19 protein-coding genes and 1 riboswitch are annotated in these 16,421 nt (G+C 36.3%); of the genes, 16 read left to right on the forward strand and 3 right to left on the reverse strand.

Annotated features, from left to right (window positions below):
* The first annotated feature begins 100 nt into the window (after nt 1–100).
* A riboswitch (Lysine riboswitch) is annotated at nt 101–296 on the forward strand.
* Nucleotides 297–531: 235 nt separating this feature from the next.
* From lysA to GMB86_RS04325, 11 genes are all read left to right on the forward strand, one after another.
* Nucleotides 532–1,848, forward strand: coding sequence for a diaminopimelate decarboxylase (gene lysA / locus GMB86_RS04275; protein ID WP_155217163.1), 1,317 nt, complete (start codon nt 532–534; stop codon nt 1,846–1,848).
* A 284-nt stretch (nt 1,849–2,132) separates the two neighbouring features.
* The gene (locus GMB86_RS04280; RefSeq protein ID WP_155217165.1) at nt 2,133–2,525 is read left to right on the forward strand and encodes a GNAT family N-acetyltransferase; all 393 of its coding nucleotides are present in this window, start codon (nt 2,133–2,135) and stop codon (nt 2,523–2,525) included.
* Between the two features lie 88 nt (nt 2,526–2,613).
* Nucleotides 2,614–3,414, forward strand: a complete 801-nt coding sequence (locus tag GMB86_RS04285) for a segregation/condensation protein A (RefSeq protein WP_155217167.1) — start codon at nt 2,614–2,616, stop codon at nt 3,412–3,414.
* Nucleotides 3,380–3,970 (forward strand): SMC-Scp complex subunit ScpB, encoded by a 591-nt coding sequence (gene scpB, locus GMB86_RS04290; RefSeq protein WP_155217169.1) that lies wholly within the window; start codon nt 3,380–3,382, stop codon nt 3,968–3,970. The genes GMB86_RS04285 and scpB overlap by 35 nt, the downstream gene beginning before the upstream one ends.
* Before the next feature lie 222 nt (nt 3,971–4,192).
* Nucleotides 4,193–4,537 carry a hypothetical protein gene (locus GMB86_RS04295; RefSeq protein WP_155217171.1) on the forward strand — a complete coding sequence of 115 codons (345 nt, stop codon included), beginning with the start codon at nt 4,193–4,195 and terminating at the stop codon, nt 4,535–4,537.
* A gap of 238 nt (nt 4,538–4,775) precedes the next feature.
* The gene (locus GMB86_RS04300; protein WP_155217173.1) at nt 4,776–5,918 is read left to right on the forward strand and encodes a D-alanyl-D-alanine carboxypeptidase family protein; all 1,143 of its coding nucleotides are present in this window, start codon (nt 4,776–4,778) and stop codon (nt 5,916–5,918) included.
* Nucleotides 5,911–6,504: a nucleoside recognition domain-containing protein gene (locus GMB86_RS04305; protein WP_155217175.1), complete on the forward strand. Its 594-nt coding sequence runs from the start codon at nt 5,911–5,913 to the stop codon at nt 6,502–6,504. The genes GMB86_RS04300 and GMB86_RS04305 overlap by 8 nt, the downstream gene beginning before the upstream one ends.
* Nucleotides 6,504–7,037, forward strand: a complete 534-nt coding sequence (locus GMB86_RS04310) for a spore maturation protein (RefSeq protein WP_155217177.1) — start codon at nt 6,504–6,506, stop codon at nt 7,035–7,037. Before GMB86_RS04305 ends, GMB86_RS04310 begins: the two co-directional genes overlap by 1 nt.
* 289 nt (nt 7,038–7,326) lie before the next feature.
* Nucleotides 7,327–8,052: a pseudouridine synthase gene (locus GMB86_RS04315; protein WP_155217179.1), complete on the forward strand. Its 726-nt coding sequence runs from the start codon at nt 7,327–7,329 to the stop codon at nt 8,050–8,052.
* A gap of 90 nt (nt 8,053–8,142) precedes the next feature.
* Nucleotides 8,143–8,868, forward strand: coding sequence for a response regulator (locus tag GMB86_RS04320; protein WP_155217181.1), 726 nt, complete (start codon nt 8,143–8,145; stop codon nt 8,866–8,868).
* Nucleotides 8,865–10,661: an ATP-binding protein gene (locus tag GMB86_RS04325; RefSeq protein ID WP_155217183.1), complete on the forward strand. Its 1,797-nt coding sequence runs from the start codon at nt 8,865–8,867 to the stop codon at nt 10,659–10,661. The genes GMB86_RS04320 and GMB86_RS04325 overlap by 4 nt, the downstream gene beginning before the upstream one ends.
* Before the next feature lie 84 nt (nt 10,662–10,745).
* Here GMB86_RS04325 and GMB86_RS04330 read toward each other — a convergent pair whose 3' ends face one another.
* The gene (locus GMB86_RS04330; RefSeq protein ID WP_155217185.1) at nt 10,746–10,994 is read right to left on the reverse strand and encodes a 4Fe-4S domain-containing protein; all 249 of its coding nucleotides are present in this window, start codon (nt 10,992–10,994) and stop codon (nt 10,746–10,748) included.
* A gap of 102 nt (nt 10,995–11,096) precedes the next feature.
* Between GMB86_RS04330 and GMB86_RS15460 the strand changes: the two genes are divergently transcribed.
* The 5 genes from GMB86_RS15460 to GMB86_RS04350 all read left to right on the forward strand — a co-directional run bounded on the left by GMB86_RS15460 (nt 11,097) and on the right by GMB86_RS04350 (nt 15,212).
* Nucleotides 11,097–11,246 carry a hypothetical protein gene (locus GMB86_RS15460; protein ID WP_196220121.1) on the forward strand — a complete coding sequence of 50 codons (150 nt, stop codon included), beginning with the start codon at nt 11,097–11,099 and terminating at the stop codon, nt 11,244–11,246.
* A gap of 128 nt (nt 11,247–11,374) precedes the next feature.
* Nucleotides 11,375–12,430: a helix-turn-helix domain-containing protein gene (locus GMB86_RS04335; protein WP_155217187.1), complete on the forward strand. Its 1,056-nt coding sequence runs from the start codon at nt 11,375–11,377 to the stop codon at nt 12,428–12,430.
* A 1-nt stretch (nt 12,431) separates the two neighbouring features.
* The gene (locus tag GMB86_RS04340; RefSeq protein WP_155217189.1) at nt 12,432–13,928 is read left to right on the forward strand and encodes a RecQ family ATP-dependent DNA helicase; all 1,497 of its coding nucleotides are present in this window, start codon (nt 12,432–12,434) and stop codon (nt 13,926–13,928) included.
* A 124-nt stretch (nt 13,929–14,052) separates the two neighbouring features.
* Complete coding sequence (locus GMB86_RS04345; RefSeq protein ID WP_155217191.1) at nt 14,053–14,634, forward strand: CPBP family intramembrane glutamic endopeptidase; 582 nt, start codon at nt 14,053–14,055, stop codon at nt 14,632–14,634.
* Nucleotides 14,635–14,756: 122 nt separating this feature from the next.
* Nucleotides 14,757–15,212: a DUF2663 family protein gene (locus GMB86_RS04350; RefSeq protein WP_196220122.1), complete on the forward strand. Its 456-nt coding sequence runs from the start codon at nt 14,757–14,759 to the stop codon at nt 15,210–15,212.
* 160 nt (nt 15,213–15,372) lie between these two features.
* On the opposite strand, the gene GMB86_RS04355 is transcribed toward GMB86_RS04350, so the two are convergent.
* A complete protein-coding gene (locus GMB86_RS04355) occupies nt 15,373–15,942 on the reverse strand; it encodes a manganese catalase family protein (protein WP_155217195.1) in 570 nt (189 codons plus the stop codon).
* A gap of 113 nt (nt 15,943–16,055) precedes the next feature.
* Nucleotides 16,056–16,325, reverse strand: coding sequence for a spore coat protein CotJB (locus tag GMB86_RS04360; RefSeq protein ID WP_155217197.1), 270 nt, complete (start codon nt 16,323–16,325; stop codon nt 16,056–16,058).
* Between the last annotated feature and the right edge of the window lie 96 nt (nt 16,326–16,421).

The following is a 16,421-nucleotide window of genomic DNA, read 5'->3' on the forward strand; positions in this document are numbered from 1 at the left end:
TAAGCCATACAAATGAGTTTATCTCTATTGTTGTTAAACGAATGCTTGTCATTTTTATAGCAACGTGTTAGAATAGCAAATAATTTCATATGACCTCTTTATTGAGAATAGAGGTGCAAGGCGAATGAGTAAAGACACCTGAGCGAAGGGAGCGACGACGGGTCTTGAAAGGTCAAATTGCCGAAGTCATCTTATTTATACCTAAGATAGATGTACTGGTTTAGTGTTGAACAAGCACTAAATTGTCACTATAATGATCACTATGATCTAATATATAGTGGAGGACTACTGCTCAATGAGGTACGGCTTAAAAAAGCTTATGTACTTCGTTGCATGGGCTTTTTTATATACCATTTGAAATGACTTTTTCTAGTTGTTCAAAATTGACAATAGAGATCTACAAACTACTATTATAGGTTCTCAGCTTTGGCTTGGTTGACGGTAAATCCTCAGCTTGGTTTGTCATTTTTTAAGATATCTTATTTTAGTCTTTTTGAACACGCATTTTATTAACTTAAGGAGAGGGTAATATTGCGTGGAACACAACGTGTCAACGAAAAAGGACATCTTACCATAGGTGGGGTGGATACTGTTGACTTAGTCAAACAATATGGATCACCATTATATGTTTATGATGTACAACACATTCGTGATCAAGCAAAAGCTTTTCAATCGGCATTCTCAAAATATCCTTCATTAACCTGGCATGCTGCTTATGCAAGTAAAGCATTTTCAAGTATTGCTATGGTTCAATTAGCGAATGATTTAGGTTTATCTCTAGATGTGGTTTCTGGGGGAGAATTATTTACAGCGATGAAAGCAGGCTTTCCTGCCAAAAGTATTCAGTTTCATGGTAATAATAAAACAATTGATGAGTTAGACTATGCTTTAAACGTCAATATTGGTACTATTATCGTTGATAATTTCTATGAAATTGAGTGCTTAGAGTATTTGTGTAAGGAAAGACAAAAACCCGTTAATATACTATTGCGCATTACGCCAGGTGTTGAAGCTCATACACACGATTATATAATGACTGGGCAAGAAGATTCTAAATTTGGTTTCAGCCTAGTCAATGGTGCTGCAGAAGAAGCAGTAAAACAAGTGATGAATTCTACGTATCTTCAGTTTAGAGGACTTCATTGTCACATTGGATCGCAAATTTTTGACACTGAAGGATTCAAACTTGCTATTAATAATATTTATAAATATTTATCAAAGTGGAAAAAGGAACTTGATTTTTCTTGTGAAGTACTCAATGTTGGCGGTGGTTTTGGTATTAAATATAATAACGATGATCAGCCACTTCCTATTTCAACCTATATAGATGCCATTGTCACCACTGTGATGGCAGAAAGTGATGCCCATCAAATGCCTATTCCTGAAATTTGGATTGAACCGGGTCGTGTTATTGTAGGCGAAGCGGGAACCACACTTTATAAACTTGGTTCATCGAAAACCATTCCGGGTATTCGTAAATATGTCTCTGTTGATGGCGGTATGGCAGATAATCTTAGACCAGCTTTATATCAGGCGAAATATGAAGCCGTACTGGCCAATAAGGCGAGTGCTAAGGATACTGAAGTTGTCACGATCGCAGGAAAATGTTGTGAGTCAGGTGATATTTTAATTCACGATGCCAAAATTCCAAAAAGTGAAAGTGGAGACATTTTAGCTGTACTATGTACAGGTGCCTATGGATATTCAATGGCGAATCATTATAATCGATTGCCTAAACCCGCTGTTGTATTTGTAGAAAATGGTGAATCAAAATTAGTGATTCAAAGGGAAACATATGAAGATTTAATTCGCTTTGATTGTTCGTATTCACAAGAACCTACGCATTAATCTAGACTAAATCCTCTGGTTAAAAAGCCAGAGGATATTTCTTACCCTTTTATTGTCATTGAATTGATGATAGACTTACATGAGGGTCATTTTTGTACTAAAACTTTTGACAGCTCTTCTTTTTATTTTCATAAAAGATCGAGTGAATGAATGAGTTTCATATAATATTGGGTAGTTTTACATTGAACATTTATTAAAAGTTTGGATATAATATAGCAAAAAGACACTTTTTTGTTTATAATGTTTATGGGAATTTAGGTACTCATAATAATGAGGGGTATAATATGTTAATTCGTTATAAAAAAAGTTACGAAAAAATAGCCATGGGGCTTCTTTCTTTTGTACCAACTGAGAAAGATATAAAAAAACTTCAAAAAACGATTAAAAAATATGAAGAAAATGATGATTGGCAACTTTTTTTATGGAAAGATGAAGACGATATTTTGGGTGCTGTAGGCATTCATTTAGAAGAGGATAAGGCGATCATTGAACATGTGAGTGTTAATCCTTCTTATCGGCATCAAGGCATCGGAAAGACAATGCTAAAGGCTTTAAATCAAATGTTAAGCCAAGAAGGCATACCCATCGTTCCTCAAAAGAAAATTGAGGAATTTGTAGATAAATGTTTAAAAGAAGCTAAAAAGGATGCTAATGAAAACACGGAAGAGACCGAATAATAACTGTATTCAGTTTCTTTTTTTTATGCAGATATAGACGCATAACATAATGGGTTGCTAAAAGTAATACGAGTCATGTGTCAGGATGATGAATTTGGAATATAAGATAAAAATAGATGCTTTTGAAGGACCTCTCGATCTATTATTGCATTTAATTAAACAGTTAGAGATTGATATTTATGACATCCCAGTTGCGGAAATAACAGAGCAATATTTAGAATTTATTCATCAGATGAAAGTGCTAGAGCTCGATGTGGCTAGTGAATATCTTGTTATGGCTGCAACCTTAATTGCAATGAAGAGTAAAATGCTTCTTCCTAAACAAGAACCAGAAGAGTTATATGATGAAGAGACTATAATCGAAGAAGATCCACGTGAAGAATTAATGAATCGTTTAATTGAATATAAACAATATAAACAGGCCGCAGAACAATTTAAAACGTTTGAACAACTCCAAAGTGAACAGTTTTCTAAGTCTACAAGTGATTTGAAAGACTATAAGCAAGAACTAAATGGGTCTCCTCCTCCCATGATTGGCCCTAAGGCGACGATCTTTGATATGTTAGGGGCATTTCAGAGATTGATGAAGAAAAAGAAGCTCATGAAGCCTTTAAAAACAACGATTGAACGCAATCAGTTACCAATTGGACAAAGAATGGTTGAAATTGTCGATGTATTAGAACAGTCAAAGACCTCGCTTACATTTGAGTCTTTGTTTACGTACCCAGATCGTACTCATATTGTTGTCACCTTCTTAGCGATGTTAGAACTTATGAAAAAGCACCAAGTCTATTGTATACAGAAGGACAATTTTGATGAGATAACGATCAGTTTGGTTGATGGGAGGGAACATAATGCCAGTAAAACCGACAATGAAAGCTATTATTGAGGGATTATTATATGTTGCAGGAGATGAAGGCATACTCCTAGCTCAACTTGAACAAATCTTGGAAACGGATCAAAGTACCATTCGTCAAACAATTGAAGAGATGAAAGTATCCTATGAGAATCAGGATTGCGGGATAACCATCATTGACCGACCTGAAGGTTATCAACTTGTTACAAAACCATCTCTTGCAAGTTACATAAAGAAATATGTGCAAACGCCAGTAAGTGCTTCACTTTCCCAAGCAGCACTTGAAACGATCGCAATCATTGCGTATCGAATGCCAATTTCACGGATTGACATTGAAGACATCCGTGGTGTGAAATCAGAAAAGGCCCTTCAAACGCTTGTATCGAGAGGGCTTATCAAAGAAGTGGGAAGAGCAGAAGGAACAGGAAGGGCCATTTTGTATGGCGTCACAAACCAATTCTTCACGTATTTTGGTTTGCAATCACTTGAGGATCTGCCTCCATTATCACAACAAGATTTTGAAGAGAGTGAAGGTGAAGAATCTGATTTGTTTTATGATCAGTTTAAAAGAACAGTGATGGACCTGTAGGGAAAAACCTCCATTTGGTTATGGAGGTTTTTTTACATGATCTATTTAAATATCCATGATTGATGTTAAACTCATTTGACTTTAAGCCTAAAAGTGTTTTGATAGCGGAATCCATTAACTTAGCCTTATAATCATAAACAGATAGTGGACTCATGAAATCAGAAAATGTAAAGTGATAATTTTTCTTTTTCGTTCATAGGTTAACCCATGGAGGTGCATGATATGGTTGGTCGATTTCTAGACAATTCAAGACTAAAATCTCATATTGAGACATGGAAAGTATTTGGACAACAATATGAAGATCTTCTTCGCTATTATATTATCTTTACGCCCATTCTTTCTTCAGTTCCGGCATTTCTCATTGTTTCTTCGCTTTACTTTTCCTTACTTCCTTTAATTCTAATGATCGGTGTATCAATTATTGCTTACATCATTTGGATAGGGATTCCTTTGCTGTTCTTTTTAATAAAAGATACGTATTCATTAAAAATAAAATACGCTGGAGTGATCATCTTAGCTGTCTGTCATCTTGTTTGGCTCGTTTTGTTTTCAATCATGATTTTCTAATGATTTTGATTAGTCCATCAGTGGGGGCTTTCTTTATCCCCAACTGATGGTTAGCTGAACCAATTGGACCTTTACAGGCAGTTGATCCATCGCCTATCTTCTTTGACTACTAAGAATCTTGAGGTGGGGGTCTTACTTGCCGTTAAAGCGGGATAAAAGTTAGCTTTTAATCATCATAATCTGTGTGGTCAAGCATATGCTTGTATTAAACCGGGACGAGATAGGATGATGAGTGATTATGAAAAAGCTGACTAAATTAATATTATGTATGCTAGTTCTAATAACGCTTATACCGAACGTCCAAGTACGAGCTGCTGGCGGTCCGGCTGTATCTGCACAAGCAGCCATATTAATGGATCAAAATTCGGGACGAGTTTTATACGAGAAAAATAAGCATAAAAAAATGAGAATTGCCAGTATTACAAAGGTCATGACAGCGTTACTTGCCATCGAATCAGGCAAACTAAATGAAACTGTCACAGTTAGTTCACATGCCTATGGCACTGAGGGGTCTTCATTGTATTTGAAAAAAGGGGAAAAAATAAAATTAAAGGAGCTCGTTTACGGTCTCTTGCTTCGTTCTGGTAATGACGCAGCTGTTGCTATTGCCGAACACGTAGCTAAGAGTGTTCCAGGATTTGTTTATTTAATGAATGAAAAAGCAAGAGAACTCGGGATGAAGGATACATCCTTTGCCAATCCACATGGTCTCGATGACCCTTCACATTATTCATCAGCATACGATATGGCTTTATTGACGAAATATGCGATGCAAAATTCCACCTTTAGAAAGATGTTTGGGACAAAGTATCATCGTTCACCGCAGAAAGGAGAAAAGTGGGACCGTGTGTGGAGAAACAAGAATAAGCTTTTATTCCAATATGCCTATTCAACAGGTGGAAAAACGGGGTTCACGTCACTAGCGCGTAGAACGCTCATATCCACTGCAACAAAAGACCACAAAGATCTCATCGTCGTAACTTTAAATGATGGAGACGATTGGAAAGACCATCAAAGTTTATTTGATTATGGGTTTAAAACATTTCAAAGAGTTCAAGTCGTTAAAAAAGGTAAAATGACTTTTTTAAATCAAGCATTTTATAAAAATCACATGTATGCTAAACGCTCGCTTTACTTAATGCTCACAAAAGAAGAAAAAGAGAATCTAAAATCAAACGTATTTTTAATACAACCACCCAAAAAAGAAGAGGAATGGAAAACAATACCGTCGCCAATTGGTAAAGTGGTTTTTACTAGTAACGACAAACATGTCGGATCATTACCTTTATTCTATGAAAAACCTAAAAAAGAAAAGAAAGGTTTTTGGTCTTTATTTATTCACGTTATATCACTAACGATGGGATTGTCTCAAAATGGTTAATATCATTTGGGTTGCAATGTTGGTCGTAGGTATAGTCTATGCGGCTTGCAATGGAACGATGGATAAGGTTAATCAAGCGGTATTTAACTCTGCAGAAGAAGGGGTTACCCTCTGTTTAGGATTAATTAGTATCCTAGTTTTTTGGCTTGGTATGATGAGGATTGCAGAAAAAAGTGGTTTATTAACAAAATTTTCATCTCTTTTTCGGCCAATATTATCAAAATTATTTCCTGATGTTCCAACAAAACATCCCGCAATGGGTTATATTGTTTCTAATACAATAGCCAATATGTTTGGCCTAGGTAACGCAGCAACCCCACTAGGTATCAAAGCAATGGAACAGTTAAAAAAGTTAAATGGTAATAAAAATGTGGCTTCAAGATCAATGATCACCTTCTTGGCATTAAATACATCTGGTCTTACCTTGGTTCCGACTACAGTGATTGCCATTCGTATGAAATATCACTCTGCAGCTCCAACTGAAATAGTAGGAGTAACGATTCTTGTGACGATATGTACAACCACTGCCGCCGTTTTAATTGATCGCTTTTTTTATTATCGAAGAAAAAGGAAGGGGAGGGAGTAATGGCCATCATCACAGCCCTTTCTATATGGATCATCCCAATACTAATAGGCATGATACTCGTACATGGTACATATAAAGGAATCCCCACCTACGAAACATTTGTAGACGGTGGTAAAGAGGGATTCTCTATGGCCATCTCAATTATTCCATATTTAGTAGGTATGCTTGTTGCCATCGGTGTGTTTCGCGCATCTGGGGCAATGGATATGGTATTAAACACGATTAAACCTTTTTTAGCTATCTTCGGTGTCCCGTCTGAAATTGTCCCGCTTGCAATCATTAGACCAATTTCAGGTACGGGCGCTCTTGGCATTATGTCTGATCTGTTAAAGCAGTATACACCAGATTCGTTTATTGGCAGACTCGCCTCAACGCTGCAAAGTAGTACCGATACGACATTCTATGTGTTAACCGTTTATTTTGGAGCGGTAGGAATTCATAAGACGGGAGATGCCTTAAAGGTGGGGTTACTGGCAGATTGTGTCGGTGTCATTTCCTCAATCATCTTTGTTTCACTTATATTTGGAAGGTAACAAAGAGTACAGAAATGTAAACTGTACTCTTTTTTTTGCTCGTTAAGAAAGTATAAAAATTTAAGGTATAAGTGTAACTAGGCCTCTGTTTGTACCTTATTTGGCCCCACCATCGGCAAGTTTTTAGACCTAAACATTCTTTTTAGAGTATGAAATTTTGGTTGCAATGTTAAAAGCAAAATGACTTAAAGTAACCGAGCATCTGGATATCTATGAATCCTTTGGAATAGTTCATATCAAACTTGTTAAAACTTCATGTGAGCGTTATGATGTTCAAAGAGGTGAAAGAATGGAACGACTACAAAAAGTAATTTCCCAATCTGGGATTACATCACGCCGTAAAGCAGAGAATTTGATTTCAAGCGGTAGAGTAAAAGTAAATGGAGAAGTTGTTACCAGTCAAGGGATCAAAGTCTCTTCAAATGATAAAGTAGAAGTTGACGGTGTTCAAATTGATCGTGAAATCTCTGTTTACTATTTGCTTTATAAACCAACAGGAGTTATTTCAAGTGTGAAAGACGAGAAAGGAAGAAAAGTGGTAACAGATTACTTTCCTCACGTGAGTGAACGGATCTATCCTGTCGGTCGACTTGATTATGATACGTCAGGAGCCATATTACTGACAAATGACGGAACTCTCGCGAACCTACTTATGCATCCTAAATTTGAAATAGATAAAACATATGTAGCTAAAATAGATGGTATTCCAAGTCAAAATCAATTAAATAAATTAGCTAAAGGCATCAGACTTGAGGATGGTGTAACAGCAAAAGCAGATGTTGAGATGTTATCAAAGGATAAAGCAAAGAAGCGCGCCATTATTCAAATAACGATTCATGAAGGGCGTAACAGACAAGTACGCCGAATGTTCGAAGCTCTTGGGTTTAATGTTTTAAAACTCAAAAGGGAACGGTATGGTTTTCTGGATCTAAAAGGTTTGGCTTCTGGAGATAGTCGTGAGTTAAAACCACATGAAGTAAAAACACTCTACCAATTAGTTAACAAAAAAAGATAAATCACAACTTTCTTTAGTATAATTGATGTACATTTATCGAAATTATCCTTAAAATAAAGATGTTAATGGTCATTAGCAAGGAGGTTTCCAATGGAACAAGATAAAATAGCCATTTTAGTAGTCGATGATGAAGATCGAATTCGAAAATTATTAAAAATGTATTTAGAGCGTGAAGGATTTGAAATTGACGAAGCCGCAGATGGTGAAGAGGCACTCATTCTTGCAACTGAGAAGGATTATGATGTCATACTCCTTGATTTAATGCTTCCTGGAATGGATGGTATTGAGATTTGTGAAAAACTTCGCGAGACAAAAGCCACTCCAATCATTATGTTAACAGCTAAAGGTGAGGAATCCCATCGAGTTCAAGGGTTTGAGGTTGGTACTGATGATTACATTACGAAACCATTTAGTCCTAGAGAAGTTGTATTGAGGGTCAAGGCATTACTCCGCAGATCGTCTAAGACAAAATTCCTAGAAACAGAACCTGCTGCAAAGAATATTATTGTCTTTCCCAACTTAACGATTGACCACGATGCTCACCGAGTGATGGTTAACGAAAAAGAAGTTGGTTTAACGCCAAAAGAGTATGAACTTCTCTATTATCTTGCCCAAACACCTGATAAAGTCTATACTCGGGAACAACTCCTTAAAGATGTTTGGAATTATGAATTCTTTGGAGATTTAAGAACGGTCGACACACATGTTAAACGGTTACGAGAAAAATTAAATCGTGTTTCAGAAGAAGCGGCTTCCATGATTGTAACGGTATGGGGTGTTGGTTATAAAATAGAGGCTGCTCAGATAGAAGAATGAAAATTTGGAAAAGTGTTGTTGGTAAACTTTGGATAACCATACTCATTCTTGTCTCTTTCGTATTATTATTTTTAACTATCCTCCTGTTGCAGTTTTTTGAGAATTTTCATCTTAATGAAGTTGAAAAGCAAATGACAAAGATAGCGACAAAAATATCAGAACATGTAACTGAAACAGGGCCTACAAAGAACACTTTGCTTACGGCTGCAGAGATCACGGATACCTATTCTGCGAGAACGGTCATTATTGATCATAAAAGATACTGGCAGGCAGGAGACAATCAAAATGTTCCGAAAATAAGTCCAAATGTAATTAAAAAGGATCTAGACTTAAAGTTAGCTTTATCCAGGCAGGAACATGTGGTCAAACAAGGGAACTTTGCTGTCAATTTAAATGGTAAGAAAGTACATAGACAGATGATGGTTGTTGGGGTGCCAATCAAATACGCCTCGGGTGAAAAAGGTGCCGTATATGTCTTTCAATCATTAAATACGATCCAAAAAACGATTAATCAGTCCAAAAAATTGATCTATATAAGCGCAGGAATTGCCATTATACTAACGACATTTTTTGCTTTTTTCTTGTCGACTCGTATTGCTTCTCCATTAAGTGCCATGAGAAAAGCTGCTATTCAGGTCGCAAAGGGGCATTTTGATTTAAAGGTACCCGTTTTAACTCATGATGATATGGGTGAACTTGCGAAGACATTTAATCAAATGGCCCAAAAACTGAAAGTTAATTTGACGGCATTAAACCAAGAGAAAGAGCAATTATCCAGAATCATTAATAGTATGGCCGATGGTGTCATGACATTTGATAGACAAGGTCAACTGGTTATCTCCAATCCCCCTGCCCGAATTCTTTTACATTCGTGGCGGTTTGAAAATAAAGGGCAGGCGGAGGATATCAGAAGTCTCCCCCATACGGTTACTTCTCTATTTCAACACGTCGTGACGAATGAAAATAAAGAGAATGGTGAAATCAACTTTCAAGGCCGGTCATGGGTCATCGTAATGTCTCCTCTTTACGACCAAGATAAAGTACGTGGAGCCGTCGCAGTTCTAAGGGATATGACGGAAGAAAGACAATTAGATCAACTTAGAAAAGGATTTATAGCTAATGTAAGTCACGAATTAAAGACGCCAATTGCCATGCTGCAAGGATATAGTGAAGCAATCATAGATAACATTGTTCAAACTCCTGAAGAAATGAGAGAACTCACGCAAATCATTCACGATGAATCCTTACGTATGGGTCGATTGGTCAATGAATTGTTAGATCTAGCTAAGTTAGAAGCAGGTCATTTCCAATTGAATCAAACGTTAGTTAATGTGGATTCCTTTTTTAGTCGAGTTGTGAATAAATTTCAAAATGTGGCAAAAGAATCTGGAATAACGTTGGTTTTCCGAGGTCCAAGTCAGAAAGATTATGAATTTGAATGTGATCCTGATCGAATAGAACAGGTTTTAACCAATCTAATTGATAATGCCATTAGACACACCAAAGAGGGAAATACAGTTACAGTAGAAGTAGAAGCAGGAAAAAAAGGTATTTATACCAATGTTGTTGATACAGGTGTTGGTATCAGTGAAGAGGATCTTCCTTTTGTATTTGAGCGTTTTTACAAAGCAGATAAAGCAAGAACAAGAGGAAAGTCTGGTACAGGATTAGGTTTATCTATAGCCAAAAATATTGTTAAAGCTCATGGCGGAGGAATTACTGTAAATAGTAAGAAAGGCGAAGGAACAACGTTCACTTTCTTCTTGCCCAAAAATGCATCTGAAAAGGTCTAATTGATTAGATATAAATGAACCATGACTAAATAAAACACCATCCTTTTACTTTAGGATGGTGTTTTGATCTATATGAGTTCTTCGTTATTCATCGCGATCCGGATTACCATGGAAGGGTTTATTTGAAACACGAACCGAATCGGTTGGGCACCCTTCATATGCGTCGATCATATCATCTATTAATTCCTCTGGAATCCCTATCTCACCGGTATTTTTATCAAGTAAAACAAAAGCAATCCCATCGTCGTCGTAATCATATATATCAGGAGCTGCAGCTCCACAAGCCCCGCAAGCGATGCAGGTGTCTTTATCAATAATTGTAAACTTAGGCATTTTTTATCCCCCATTTTCTCTATCATATCTATTTTAAGCCGACAAGTCATTTTTTTCAACCAAGTGACAGGATAAAATAAAAGTTGATCTTTTGTTATATAAATGTGTGTTCAAAAAGGTGACAAATTAGAAGCAAGAAGGTCAAGGCGGCGCCGTTTTGAGGACCGGAATGTAGGTTTTTACTACATGAGGACCGGCCTTCCACAGGATGTGGTGGCTTCAACTTTGCTCACAGGACGTGAGCGATTTTAGTTGAAGATCCTCTTGGATAGCGCCCGAGATTCGCAGCTTATCATTTGGTGACTTATTGAACTACCTATAAACCATTATTATGGTAAGCTAAGATAGTGATAAAAAAGACCAATCAAAGGGGAAAGTTTATGTCATATCACGTATTTGTAGTCCTTCATCTTATAAAAAAATTCCAAGGTGATCGTTCGATTTATGGCATTTACCACTTACTTCATGGGAAAAAATCGTCTCAAACGATTCAAGATAGCCTTCTCTTTTCCGCAAAAGCTTTTTTCAATTCTCTAGAAAACCTTTCACGGGAGAACTGGAATAACTTAATTCGTACCTGTTGTTCAAAACATCTTCTACAGGAAATTAAAAAAGATCACGTTACTTTAACAAATGTAGGTTCAGATACTTATTTGATGCTCTCAAAATCCTATACTATTCCAACTGGCTTAGAATTAACTGCCTGGATTGACATTGAAACGCGATTCTGGAAAAAACTAAAAATGATTATACAAAGTCTTTCACATATGATTCATCACGAACGTTATTACTATCCTGTTTCAAGACAAGACGACATTCAACAATGGACCAAAAACTTTTATAGACATTTGGAGGTTAACCGCTATCAACTATCGAATCAACTTCAAAAAGAAATCAAGACAGCTCTTTCGATATGCTCTGATTTAGAGAGTGGGATCTTAGTTTATCAGTTATCTGGTTTTCAGGTAAATGGAATGACAATTGAACAACTCGCCAAGGTGACTCATTTATCGCTATTTGAAACCTCTTTCCTGTTTAAATCATCTCTGCGAAAACTCCTTAACCAAATTGCAGCTAAGCCAGATAAGTATCCGATTCTAGCAAAGATAGCTGATTTAGATAGGCCTGTTTCAGCGGTTTCATTAACACAATCGGCTAGGAAGACACTGAACCTTATTAATCGCGGGCTTACATTGGATCAAATTGCCTCATTACGTCATTTAACTCAGAATACCATTGAAGATCATGTGGTAGAAATCGCCTTTCAGGATCCTTCTTTTCCTATCGATTCATTTATTGATGAGAAGTCTTATCAACACATACAGCAAATTATCGGTTCTTTAACAACCAAGCGGCTGAGTGTGATTAAAGAAGCATGTAGACAAGATATCTCTTATTTTATGATTCGTCTTGTATTAGCAAAGGAGAGGGTATAGGTTGCTAGAAACTTTACTAAAAGAAAAATTCGGTTATTCATCATTTAGACAAGGTCAAAAAGAAATTATTGATTCTATAATACATAGAAGACATGTTTTTGCTGTTCTACCAACAGGCAGCGGTAAATCGATTTGTTATCTATTACCTGGATATGTGATGGAGGGTTTAGTCATCATCGTGACACCGCTTCTTTCATTAATGGAGGATCAATGTGAACAGTTACGAGCACATGGTGAAAAAAGAGTAAAAGCCTTAAATAGTTTTCTATCCTACCAAGAAAAAGACCGGATACTTGGACAATTACGGGATTTAAAATACTTATTTGTTTCACCTGAAATGTTACAAAATAAAAAATTACTCAACCAATTAGCAAAGATCAAACTGGCTCTGTTTGTTGTTGATGAAGCTCATTGTATATCAGAATGGGGACATGAATTTAGAACAGATTACTTAAAACTAGCCAATATTAGGCATACTTTAGGAACAGCTCCATGCCTAGCCTTAACGGCCACAGCAAATGACCATGTCAAACGTGATATTATCAAACAGTTGGATATGGAAGAATGTGACCAGTACATTTACCCCATTGATCGAAAGAATATATCGATTGCCGTGAAAAAATGTGAAACAATAAATGAAAAAATAGAGGAAGCCATCTCTATCATAAAAATGGTTCATTTGCCTGGCATTCTTTATTGTGGAAGTAGAGCTTGGACAGAACAATTAACGTCTATTATTCAAGTTCGGACCCATTATCGCGTCGCTTATTACCATGGAGGCATGACTTCAGAGGACCGTATCCTTATCCAACGTCAATTTATTGATGGAGAACTAGATCTCATCGTTTGTACAAATGCCTTTGGTATGGGAATTAATAAATCCAATGTAAGGTTAGTGATGCATTTCCATTACCCTAAACATATCAATGCTTATGTTCAAGAGATTGGACGAGCAGGACGAGACGGTAAACAAAGTCTAGCTGTCTTACTGTATTGTCCGATAGATGATGAGATACCAAAACATTTGATCGATCAAAGTTATCCAGACGATGATGTATTAGCTAGAATTTTTTCGAGAATTAAATATGAAAACGCGAAACTACATTCAGATGAGCTTTTAAAAATAATGCAGGAAGAAGGAGCGAGTGAGACGGCAGCCCATTTTTTGCAATATCAATTAGTCCAATTTCCTAATATGGACTTAGATATGGAAAAAGTCCATAACAAGATCAAATCGACCATTCATGAGAGAAAACAACATAAATGGCGAGAATTAAATGAAATGAAAAGATGGATTGAGACGAAAAGATGCCGGAGAGAAGCTTATTTAGAATTATATAATGAGCAAGTCATTGAAAAAAGAGAGCCATGTTGTGATCATTGTGGTTTAAATTGGGACATTTTTAGGAAGGGTAAAAGAGAGACAAGGAGTTTGGAAAAAATGGATACGTGGGAAGAACGATTACAAAAGTTATTGAATAACCATTTGAAAGTATAGGAAACAAGATAGCTCATGCCCATTACTTAGAGGTCATTTATACTATGACGGACGATACTTTTAAATATATGATCAAAAAGAAATTCTTCTCATGTTGCGTTATTTAAGAAGGGGGTCACACTAGATGAATAGAAAGCAATTAAACGCTTTAAGTGACCAAGAGATCAAACACGCCCTAATACAAACACAGTTAATCTTACTGTTAATCAGTGTGATGTGGATTTTGATATATAAAAACAATTGGCCTTACTGGAAAAAAGTATTAACCATAAGAGGTGATGACCATCTCTTTATTTTTGGGGTTCTTCCAGCCCTCGTTGTTGTTCTTTTACAAATAATCATTGATAAATCTGTTCCAAGACATTGGTTTGATGATGATGGCATGAATGAGCGCATGATGCGAGCTCTTTCAATACCTGAACTTTTTTTATTTATGGGATTGGTTGCTTTTAGCGAAGAATTACTATTTAGAGGGCTCATTCAATCCACCTTTGGAATATGGATAACAACTCTGTGTTTTGCTGTCATTCATGTGAGATATTTGAAGAAGCCTCTTGTGATTTTTGTCCTCGTCCTTATTAGTTTGCTTTTAAGTTGGTTATTTGCAAAAACAAACAGTTTAATCATTCCAATGGTAGTCCACTTTATCATTGATTTGTTGCTGGGTCTTTTACTTAAATGGCAATCTAACCAAAGTTCTTTATAATCGTGACGTAATTGCCCTCAACGTGATCATAAACATAGCTAGAATAAATAAATGGTTTTAATCTTCCTTTTTTGTCCTATTCCCTCATGTGTTCACATACTTTGGTAAGGGGAGGGACATGTATGGAAGAGATAAAAATTAAGGCTTTGCGTGATGAAGGCGTTATTCCCGAGACGACGTATCGACTTTTATGTAAACTCATAAAATTAAAAGAAGATGAATCAAAACAAAAAAAAAGGCGTTTATGGGTGAGCACAACTCTTGTCAGTCTCTATACTTTTTTTGTTTTTTATCTATTCTTCATTAAATTATCTGGACTAACTGTTCTTGATCCGATGAGATCTGTAAGTACAGATCCAGTTATTCTTTGCTTTGGTTTGCTTTGTATTTTGATCCATTTTATATGGGTGAGTGCAAGAAATAAATATGAAGAAGCTAAAGGGGATTTTGATGATTTAAGGAAAGAAATGATAGATCGTTATGAAGAGCTATGGTTTAAACAGATCGATCAAAATGGGAAAGATGAAGCGCTGCGTTTTTTAAATGACGAAAAAGATATCAATTTATATCATAAGTGAAGATTTTTAGAAGCTTTGATAAACCAATCAGGTGGAGAATCTCCTCCGCCTGATTAGAATTTTAAAAACGTCGTAAGGAGGGAGCGTTGTTATTTGAATGCATAGACATATTTAAATAAAGCTTTATCGGTATACAAGAGGACATGTCATTTAGTCCGGTTTAGAAATATTTTTTCTTATCACGTTCTTCTTTTAATATTTCCACAGCTTCACGGAAACGCTGAGAATGGACGACTTCTCTTTCTCTAAGAAAACTCAAAGATTCATTTAAAAATGGATCATCGGAAATATTAATAAGCCATTGATATGTGGCACGAGCTTTTTCCTCGGCTGCAATATCTTCATATAAATCGGTAATGGGATCTCCTTTAGCTTGTATGTAAGCTGCAGTAAAAGGCACTCCCCGTGCGTTATCGTAAAAAAGATCTTTACCGTGATTCACATAATGTCCACCTAATCCAGCGGCTTCTAATTGTTCAGGTGTGGCATCTTTAGTCAATTTATAAACCATTGCAGCAATCATTTCTAAGTGGGCAAATTCCTCAGTCCCAATATCATTTAAAAGACCGATGACTTTATCTGGAATCGTATATCTTTGATTTAAATACCTCAAGGCGGCAGCAAGTTCCCCGTCAGCCCCACCATATTGTTCCATCAAAAATTTAGCTAACTTAGGATTACATGTACTGACCTTTACGGGATATTGTAGTTTTTTTTCATAATACCACATGCCAATAGACACTCCCCACTTGTATTTTCATCAGATGGTTGACCTAATCATGACATATTAAAGAAATCAATAACGAATTGACAAAAGGTACGTCTACTTGCAGAGACGACAGACTAAACTTGCCATGGCCATGGAGCTTCTTTCCATTTCCATGGGTACTCGGAATAGCTTCTTCCAAAATGCATTAAAGGTCCAAATTGAGCTTCAAATTTTTGTTTGAGTTCGAGACTTTGTTTCGTTAAGGAATTAAATTGTTTTAGTGCATTGAGGTCATTCGGATGCGTATCCATGTATAAATTTAATTCGACTAAGGCCAAGTCAATAGATTGAATAACCTCCAACTGCTCATAATAGCTCTTTGGCAGAGGTTTTTGTTTATCCATCCTCATCACTCCTAAAATCAAAGTAGTAACAATTGAAAAAAAGGTAGGAGATCGTTTGAAATTTCATTATTCGTCCACTTCTATGGAACGATAAAG

It is taken from the genome of Terrilactibacillus tamarindi, assembly GCF_009718825.1.
GTDB classification, from domain to species: Bacteria; Bacillota; Bacilli; order Bacillales; family Sporolactobacillaceae; genus Terrilactibacillus; species Terrilactibacillus tamarindi.

Excerpts from the sequence above, each read along its gene's own strand:
- GMB86_RS04300 (WP_155217173.1), top strand. The coding sequence starts at position 4,776 with ATGAAAAAGCTGACTAAATTAATATTATGTATGCTAGTTCTAATAACG.
- GMB86_RS04325 (WP_155217183.1), top strand. The coding sequence starts at position 8,865 with ATGAAAATTTGGAAAAGTGTTGTTGGTAAACTTTGGATAACCATACTC.
- GMB86_RS04360 (WP_155217197.1), bottom strand. The coding sequence starts at position 16,325 with ATGGATAAACAAAAACCTCTGCCAAAGAGCTATTATGAGCAGTTGGAG.
- GMB86_RS04305 (WP_155217175.1), top strand. The coding sequence starts at position 5,911 with ATGGTTAATATCATTTGGGTTGCAATGTTGGTCGTAGGTATAGTCTAT.
- scpB (WP_155217169.1), top strand. The coding sequence starts at position 3,380 with ATGCCAGTAAAACCGACAATGAAAGCTATTATTGAGGGATTATTATAT.
- GMB86_RS04280 (WP_155217165.1), top strand. The coding sequence starts at position 2,133 with ATGTTAATTCGTTATAAAAAAAGTTACGAAAAAATAGCCATGGGGCTT.
- GMB86_RS04285 (WP_155217167.1), top strand. The coding sequence starts at position 2,614 with ATGAATTTGGAATATAAGATAAAAATAGATGCTTTTGAAGGACCTCTC.
- GMB86_RS04335 (WP_155217187.1), top strand. The coding sequence starts at position 11,375 with ATGTCATATCACGTATTTGTAGTCCTTCATCTTATAAAAAAATTCCAA.
- GMB86_RS04315 (WP_155217179.1), top strand. The coding sequence starts at position 7,327 with ATGGAACGACTACAAAAAGTAATTTCCCAATCTGGGATTACATCACGC.
- GMB86_RS15460 (WP_196220121.1), top strand. The coding sequence starts at position 11,097 with ATGTGTGTTCAAAAAGGTGACAAATTAGAAGCAAGAAGGTCAAGGCGG.
- GMB86_RS04310 (WP_155217177.1), top strand. The coding sequence starts at position 6,504 with ATGGCCATCATCACAGCCCTTTCTATATGGATCATCCCAATACTAATA.
- GMB86_RS04345 (WP_155217191.1), top strand. The coding sequence starts at position 14,053 with ATGAATAGAAAGCAATTAAACGCTTTAAGTGACCAAGAGATCAAACAC.
- GMB86_RS04350 (WP_196220122.1), top strand. The coding sequence starts at position 14,757 with ATGGAAGAGATAAAAATTAAGGCTTTGCGTGATGAAGGCGTTATTCCC.
- GMB86_RS04355 (WP_155217195.1), bottom strand. The coding sequence starts at position 15,942 with ATGTGGTATTATGAAAAAAAACTACAATATCCCGTAAAGGTCAGTACA.
- GMB86_RS04320 (WP_155217181.1), top strand. The coding sequence starts at position 8,143 with ATGGAACAAGATAAAATAGCCATTTTAGTAGTCGATGATGAAGATCGA.
- GMB86_RS04330 (WP_155217185.1), bottom strand. The coding sequence starts at position 10,994 with ATGCCTAAGTTTACAATTATTGATAAAGACACCTGCATCGCTTGCGGG.
- GMB86_RS04295 (WP_155217171.1), top strand. The coding sequence starts at position 4,193 with ATGGTTGGTCGATTTCTAGACAATTCAAGACTAAAATCTCATATTGAG.